The sequence below is a fragment of the Streptomyces sp. NPDC055254 genome, assembly GCF_053606025.1.
Genome location: NZ_JBSGQV010000009.1, coordinates 43,644 through 51,500, shown reverse-complemented (window position 1 = coordinate 51,500; position 7,857 = coordinate 43,644). Strand labels below are relative to the sequence as shown.

General features: G+C 73.7%; 5 protein-coding genes. All 5 read left to right on the top strand.

Annotated features, from left to right (window positions below):
* The first annotated feature begins 33 nt into the window (after nucleotides 1-33).
* Nucleotides 34-456 (top strand): hypothetical protein, encoded by a 423-nt coding sequence (locus ACWFQ8_RS12170; protein ID WP_453786104.1) that lies wholly within the window; start codon nucleotides 34-36, stop codon nucleotides 454-456.
* An 80-nt stretch (nucleotides 457-536) separates the two neighbouring features.
* Nucleotides 537-1,919 carry a hypothetical protein gene (locus ACWFQ8_RS12165; RefSeq protein ID WP_453786103.1) on the top strand — a complete coding sequence of 461 codons (1,383 nt, stop codon included), beginning with the start codon at nucleotides 537-539 and terminating at the stop codon, nucleotides 1,917-1,919.
* A gap of 41 nt (nucleotides 1,920-1,960) precedes the next feature.
* Entirely contained in the window at nucleotides 1,961-5,416 is a 3,456-nt protein-coding gene (locus ACWFQ8_RS12160) for a right-handed parallel beta-helix repeat-containing protein (RefSeq protein ID WP_453786102.1), read from the top strand.
* A gap of 242 nt (nucleotides 5,417-5,658) precedes the next feature.
* The gene (locus ACWFQ8_RS12155; RefSeq protein WP_453786101.1) at nucleotides 5,659-6,735 is read left to right on the top strand and encodes a S8 family serine peptidase; all 1,077 of its coding nucleotides are present in this window, start codon (nucleotides 5,659-5,661) and stop codon (nucleotides 6,733-6,735) included.
* A 381-nt stretch (nucleotides 6,736-7,116) separates the two neighbouring features.
* Complete coding sequence (locus ACWFQ8_RS12150; RefSeq protein WP_453786100.1) at nucleotides 7,117-7,761, top strand: sigma-70 family RNA polymerase sigma factor; 645 nt, start codon at nucleotides 7,117-7,119, stop codon at nucleotides 7,759-7,761.
* The last annotated feature ends 96 nt before the right edge of the window (nucleotides 7,762-7,857 follow it).

The window sequence follows — 7,857 nt, the reverse complement described above, 5'->3', positions numbered from 1 at the left end:
CCCGACCCGACCCTCAAGGACTAGGACCTCGCCATGACCGACCCGGAGTTCCAGCTAGCCGCCGTCTTCGACCACGTGGACCCGGTGGCCGGGCCCGGTTTCGCCGTCGGCCATCCGTCGGTGGACGACCCTGCGCTGCGGGCCCTGCTGGTCGAGCGCCTGAACGCGGGCACGCCCGTGCTGGTGACGCCGATGCTGATGAACGACGTGCTGGACCCGGAGCGGCCCTCCGAGGTGCCGCTGAACTACCGCACGGACGGCCGGTGGGTGTGGACCGACACGGTCACCTACTACCTGGAGCAGTACGCCCTCGCCCCCGAACCCGGCCTGCTCGCGCACCTGAGCAGCCCGGACTACGCGATTCCTGCACCCCTGGACCGGGCGACCGTCGAGCGGGCCGCCGTCTTCGCGCTCACCCCGGCCCCGGAGGGCGAAACGGTCCACTTCCTCGGTTGACCGTCGCCGGTGAACCCCGGGCCGGTGGCGGTCCGTTCGAACGGTAGGCGGGAGTTTCGCGATGACCGAGGGGAAACACGGTGGACAACAAGGAACATCGGCACGGGACCACCGAACAGGCTCCGGCGGCGGCCATCAGCCTGCCGGAAGTCGCCTGGCAGGTGGCCGGTGAGGAGCCGGCGGCGGACCCCGCCACGCCGCCCCCGACCCCGCCCACGGTCGCGCCGGCCCCGGAACCGGCGGCCGGTGCGGAGCTGCCCGGGACCGTCTCCGAGCCGGCCCGCGGCGCCGTCCCGGTGGTCCCCGCGGCATCCGAGACCGGCGCGCAGGAGGCCGAGGAGGCAACCGAGGCCCAGGAGGTCGCAGGGACAGAGGAAGCCGCGGAGAACGCGCAGGAGGCGGCACCCGACGCCCTCGCGGCGGCACCCGTCGCCGCGCCCGCCGTACCCGGGGACCAGCGCCGGACGAGGCGGATACCCAAGCCGATGATCGCGGCCGCGGCCACCTCGGGCGTGGTGCTCATGGGCGTGCCCTTCCTGTTCTCCCAGCTCGGCGGCGGCTCCGGCCCCGGTCCGGGCCCCGAGCGCCCAGCGGGCTACAACCAGCCCGACGGCGGCCCCGAAGGCTTCGTGCCGGGAGCCGACGCGCCGGACAAGGGCTCCCAGCTGCCCGGCGCCGTCGTCCCGGGAGTGGCCGTGGGCTCACCGGGTCCCGGCACCGAGAACAGCCCTGTGGCCAACACCGGCAGCGTCCCGGGTGGCGGCGAGGGTCAGCGAAACCCCGCGGGCAGCCTGACGGGCGGCTCCGACGGGACACCCGGTACGGGCACCGGCGGGCAGGGGTCCGGCCCGGCCGGCTCCCCCGGCGCCGGGCCCCGCCAGGACCCGCAGTCGTCCGATCCCGCCCCGCAGCCGCCCCCGCCCCCCTCCACGAAAAAGGAGTACGCCGCCGTCGCCGGACCCGGCTGCTCCGGCGAGGGCACCACCTTCGGCCGCAACGGCTGGTACACGGACGGCATCGAGGGCTGGAAGCAGTACGGTACCGGCGGCCACGGCAGCAGCGGCTGCAACGGCGACTTCCTCGCGATGCCCATGTCCGGCAGCAGCAGCAAGGACGCGGGCAACTACGTGCTGTGGACCTTCCGCACCGGCGCCGTCACCACGGGCACCTGCCAGGTGTCGGTCCACATCGCGAACAACTCCGACATCAGGGCGGTCGGCGGGAAGCCGTCCTACTACACGGTGCACGGCGACACCTCCGTGAGCGGCCCCACCCTCGGGTCCTTCTCCATCAACCAGCCCTCCCAGCTGGGCCGCTGGGTCAGCGGGGGCAGCTTCCGGATCACCGGCGGCAAGCTGGCGGTCAAGCTGCACGACCGGGGCCAGGACTGGTCGGGGTCGACGAAGACGTACGCCCACCACGCGGGCTCCGCCGTCCGCCTCAACTGCACCTCCAGCTCCTGAACCAGGCCGTCCACCGGCCAGAACGAAGGGAACCACCAGGCATGTCGCGCCATGTGCTGACCGTGTGCGCGCAAGCGCAGAGCGGCGGCTCGTCCGGCTCCGGCGGGTCGAGCGGCCCGTTCCGCACCATCGGAGCAGCGCTGGAGGCGGCGCGCAGCGGCGGGGTGATCTCGGTCCGCCCGGGCCGTTACGAGGAGAACCTGGTCATCACCAAGATGGTGACGATCACCGCCGAGGACGCGCGGGGCACCGTGCGGATCACCCCCCGGCAGGGCACGGTGGTCCAGGTGGTCGCCGAGGCGGTGCAACTGACGGGTCTGGTGCTCCAGGGGCAGGACGAGGAGCTGCCCGCGGTGGACGTGCCGCGCGGTCAGGCGGCGCTCCAGGACTGTGAGGTGGTGGGCAACGCGTGGACGGCCGTGCTCACCCGCCAGCAGGGCTCGCTGGCGATGCGCGGCTGCCGGGTGACCAACCCGGGCGGCGCGGGGATCGTGGAGACGTCCAGCGGCACCAGCGTCATCGAGGACTGTGTCGTGGAGCACCTGGGCACCTCGGCGGTGGTCATCGGCGAGCGCGCCAATCCGACGATCCGCAACTGTGTGCTGCGCGATGCCCGCGGCAACGGAGTGTGCGCAAACGGCGAGGCCCGCGGGGTGATCGAGGACTGCCAGATCTCCGCCACCGACAAGCCCGCCATCGCCCTGGAGCAGAACAGCGTCACCCGGATCGTGCGCACGTCGGTACGGGACTGCCTGCTGGGCGTGTACATCAGCTCGACGGACCGGGTGGTGCTGGAGGAGTGCACGGTGACCGGCACCAAGGTGCACGGCATCGCGCTGGCGGGAGGCACCGATCCCGTGCTGCGCCGCTGCCGGACCTCCCGTACCAAGGGCAACGGCATCCATGTCACCGGCCGTTCCCGGGGCACCTTCGAGGAGTGCGAGGTCAGCGCCTCCGAGGGCCACGGCATCTGGGTGGAGGAGTCCTCGGGGCCCTCGTTCAGCCGGTGCTCGGTACGGGACGCCAAGGACGCGGGGGTCCAGGTGACCGGGGACAGCGCACCGGACTTCGACCGGCTGGAGGTCCGTGACAGCGCCGGAGCGGGAGTGCGCGTCCTGGAGGGGGCAAATCCGATGCTGCGGCGCGTGACCGTGTCGGACGTACGCGGGCCCGGCGTGGAAGTGGCGCGCAACGGGCGGGGCCGGCTGGAGGGTTCGGAGATTTCCGGCACCGGGCAGGCGGGCATCCGGATCGCCGACGGAGGCAATACGTACGTCGGCAACACGTCGGTACGGGACACCGGCGCGGCCGCGGTCTCGGTCGGTGCCGGCGGCGTGGCCCTGCTGCGGGACTGTGATGTGGCCGAGTCCCCCCACGAGGGGGTGCTCGTCGAGGAGGGCGGTGAGCTGACCGCGACCCGCACCCGGGCGCGGTCGTGCCGACGGCACGGCTTCCAGGTCGCGGCGGGTGCCCGGGCCACGCTCAGCCGGTGTGAGGCGGTGGACAACACCGCCGACGGCATCCGGATCGACTCCACCGAGGCGGTACGGGTGCACGACTGCACGGTCTCCGGGAACCGGGGGTCGGGGCTGCGGCAGTCGAAGCCCTCGAACCGGCTGGCGGTCGAGAACCTGACCAGTGTGGAGAACGGGCTGCCGGACGCGCACGGCGAGTCCATGGCCAGGGCGGGGGCCTCGGGGGGCGGGTCCCGCCCGGGCGGCCCCGCCGACGCGGACGGGGCCGACGGGGCGGACGGCTCCGGCGCGGAGTACGCCGGTGACGGGTCGCCGGAGTCACCGGCGCGCCCGGGCCCCACCCGGCCGCAGGGCCCGCTGGACGTCCTGGACTCGCTGGTCGGCCTGGACGGGGTGAAGGAGCAGGTCGCCACCCTGGTCAACCTCAACAAGCTGGCGCGGCGGCGGGAGTTGGCGGGCATGCCGGCGCTGCCGATGAGCCGTCATCTCATCTTCGCGGGCCCGCCCGGTACCGGTAAGACGACGGTGGCCCGGCTCTACGGCTCGGTCCTCGCCGAGCTGGACGTGCTGCCGTCCGGGCATCTGGTCGAGGTGGCGCGCGCGGACCTGGTGGCATCGATCATCGGCGGTACGGCGATCAAGACGATGGAGGTGTTCAAGCAAGCCCTCGGCGGTGTGCTCTTCATCGACGAGGCGTACACGCTCTCCCAGGGCGGTGGCGGCAGCGGACCGGACTTCGGCCGGGAGGCCATCGACACGCTGGTCAAGCTGATGGAGGACCACCGCGACGAGATCGTGGTGATCGTGGCCGGCTACTCGGAGCAGATGCAGGGGTTCCTCGACTCCAACCCCGGGCTGGCGTCCCGCTTCAGCCGGACGGTGGAGTTCGAGAACTACTCTGACGACGAGTTGACGACCATCGTGACGATGTCCGCGGCCTCCCACGGCTACCAGCTGGCCGACGGCACCCGCGAGGCACTGAAGCTGCACTTCGAGAGCGTGGCCAAGGGCGCCGACTTCGGCAACGGCCGGGCGGCGAGGAAGGTCTTCGAGGAGATGGTGGACCGGCAGGCGTCGCGGCTGGCCGTGCTGCCGGAGATCGGCAACGCGGACCTGGCGCTCCTGAAGCCGGAGGACGTCGGGGCGGCGGCGGCCGCCGCGGCCGTGGCTGCCGCCGCCGGGGTGCCGGCCGAGCGGAAGACGGAACTGCTGGACCAGCTGCGCGCAATGATCGGTCTGCCGGCCGCCAAGGAGCAGGTCGAGGACCTGGTCAACCTGATCAAGCAGGTGAACCGGCGGAAAGAGGCCGGGCTGCCGACCGCCACGATCAGCCACCACCTGGTGTTCTCGGGTCCGCCGGGTACGGGTAAGACGACAGTGGCGCGGCTCTACGGGCAGTTGCTCGCGGAACTGGGTGTGCTGCCCGGCGGCCAGCTGATCGAGACCGCCCGGGCCGATCTGGTGGGCCGCTTCGTGGGTCACACCGCGCAGCTGACGAAGGAGGCGTTCGACAAGGCACGCGGAGGTGTGCTGTTCATCGACGAGGCCTACACGTTGACCCCGCGCGGTGGCAGCGGCAACGACTTCGGCCAGGAGGCCGTCGACACCCTGATGAAGCTCATGGAGGACCACCGCGATGAGGTGGTGGTCATCGTCGCCGGGTACTCCGACGAGATGCGGGGCTTCCTGGACTCCAACCCCGGGCTCGCCTCCCGGTTCTCGCGGTCGGTCTCGTTCGAGCACTACACGGACGCCGAGCTGGTGCAGATCGTGGAGGTGCAGGCGGAGAAGGCCGGGTACGTGTGCCCGCCCGAGACGCTGACGGCGCTCGGGGAGAGGTTCGCCTCGGTGGCGCGTGACCAGACCTTCGGCAACGGACGCTTCGCGCGGCAGACACTGGAGTCGATGATCACCCGGCAGGCCGGGCGGCTCGGCAAGCTGGACATCGACGACCTGGCGGAGCTCAGTCTGCTGCTGCCGCAGGACATCCCGTGGGACCGGGTGCCCGGGGGCGCTGCGTGATCCCGGGCGGCCGGGGTGGCGGCGCCCTGACGGCAGCGCTGGTGTGCGGGGCGCTGGTGCTCGGCTCTCCGGCCGCGGTGGCTGCGGTGGCCGCGTCCCCGGTGCCGGCCGCCCCGGGTCCGGGGACGCCCACGGCTGCGGGGTCGGCCGGGGCGGGCTCGGAACCGACGTCGCTGCCCAGGCTCACGCAACGGCTCACGAGCGACGAGTGCCGGCCGGCGTCGGAACGTACCGTCACGCGGGTGCCGTGGCCCCAGGCGTATCTGCGCCCGGACACCGTCTGGCCGCTGACCGAGGGCGCCGGGGTGACGGTGGCGGTGGTCGGGTCGGGCGTGGACGACACCTCAGGCCTGCTGGGCGGCCGTCTGAGCCGGGTGCCGCGCCAGTTCGACGGCGGGCCGGCGGCGGACTGCGCCGGGCACGGCACCTTCGCGGCGGGGCTGATCGCGGCGGCGCGGACGCCGGGGACGGGGTTTGCGGGTCTCGCCCCGCGCGCCCGGGTGCTGGACGTCGCGGTCACCGACCGGCGCGGTAACACCACCCCCGATCTGCTGGGTGCGGGCATCCGGGTGGCCGCCGACGGCGGCTCACGGGTGATCGCCGTGATGGCGGTGGCGGGCTCGGACAGCCAGGCGCTGGGGGACGCCGTCCGGTACGCCGTCTCCAGGGGCGCGGTCGTGATCGCCCCGGCCGCTGCCGACGGGGAGACCGGGGCAGCCTTCCCGGCGGCCCATCCGCAGGTGGTGGCGGTCGCGGCGACGGGTCCGGGCGGGACCCCGGCCAAGCAGGCGGCCGGGGGGCGGGTGGACCTGACGGCGCCGGGAGAGGCGGTGATGGGCCCGGGACCGGGCGGCAACGGACACTTCACGGCCTCCGGGCCGAGTTACGCGGCCGCGCTGGTGGCCGGAACGGCGGCGCTGGTGCTCGGCTACCGGCCGGAACTCGGCGGTGAGGCGCTCGCGCACCGGCTGCGAGCCACCACGTCCGGGCCGGGCGGCCGACTGCCGGACCCGCTCCAGGGGTACGGGCCCGTGGACCCGGTGGCCGCCGTCACGGCGGTACTCCCCGAGGAGCAGCAGGGCGGGGCGTCGGGCCTGCCCGGCCACGCCCGGGAGTCGGCTCCCGGGGTGGCGATGCCGCCGGACCCCGGACCGTCGGCCGCGGGTCCGGCCTGGCTGGTGTTCGCGTCGGCCCTCGCGGTGGCGGCGGGGGTGGCCGGCGCAGCCGTGGTGGTGCCCGGAGGGCGGCGCAGGGGCTGGCGGCCGGGCCGTTACCAAGCCCCGGCGGCCGATAAGAGGCGCATTTCAGAGCTGATTTAGGCCGGTTCCGCCGGGGCCGGGCGGTGAGCGGGTCGCGCCGGGGCCGGGCGGTGAGCGGGGCCGGTTCCGCCGGGGCCGGGCGCGCGCCGGGGCGTCTCCTCGGGCGCCGAACGCGGCGAGAGGTCGAAGAGCTGGGCGGAAGTGCGTTCGGCGCCCTGCGGGGAGCGCCCGGGCACACACCTGTCCCCGGCACAACCGGCGGGCACCGGCCTGATCCGAAGGGCACGGCCCAGCCGCATCGTTGGCGAATCGTTGGTGGGACGTTGGGGCGGGCTGGGACTCTCACCTGCGTCAGACCCGACACGCCCTGCCCAGGGCGGTCGGCAGGTGCCGTCGTCAGCCATGTGAAGAGGCCGGCGGCGCGAGGCAGGAGGAAGAGCCGTGAAGGCGACAGGGCGGCACGGGGCGGACGGGGACACGACGGCCATCACGGCCTTGCGGGACGGCGCGGAGGGTGCGGAGAGGGACACCGGCTCCGACACCGGCACCGCCGAGGGCGCGGCGCGCCGCCCCACCTTGGACCGCGACACACTGGCGGAGCTCTACCGGCTGCACGCCCCGTACCTGTTGCGCGCGCTGCTGCGACTGACCAGCGGCGACCGGGGCAAGGCCGAGGACATGTTGCAAGAAACGTTTCTGCGCGCCTGGCAGCACCCTCAGGCTCTGACCCGTGGCCCGGAGCACGGCCGGCCCTGGCTCTACACCGTCGCCCGCCGAATCGCCATCGACCACTTCCGGATGCAGGCCGCCCGCGTCAAGGAACTCGGCGACGAGACCCCGGAGGAGCGTGCGGCCCCGCACGATCCGTACGAGGAGGCCCTGGTCGCCCACGACATCCGCGGCGTCCTTGCCGAACTTCCCCCGCACCACCGGGAAGTGCTCGTGGAACTGCACCTGAACGACCGTTCCAGCACCGATGCGGCGGCCGTGCTCGGTGTCCCACCCGGCACCGTCAAGTCCCGCAACTTCTACGCCGTACGGGCATTGCGCCAACTGCTGGAGCAGCACGGCCGCACCCCGGCGTGACCTGCCCGGCCACTGAACCGGGCCCGGGGCCGGCCGCGTTCCCCTGGGTGAACCACGGCCAGGACAACGGGAGGGAACCACAGCGGTGACCATCGT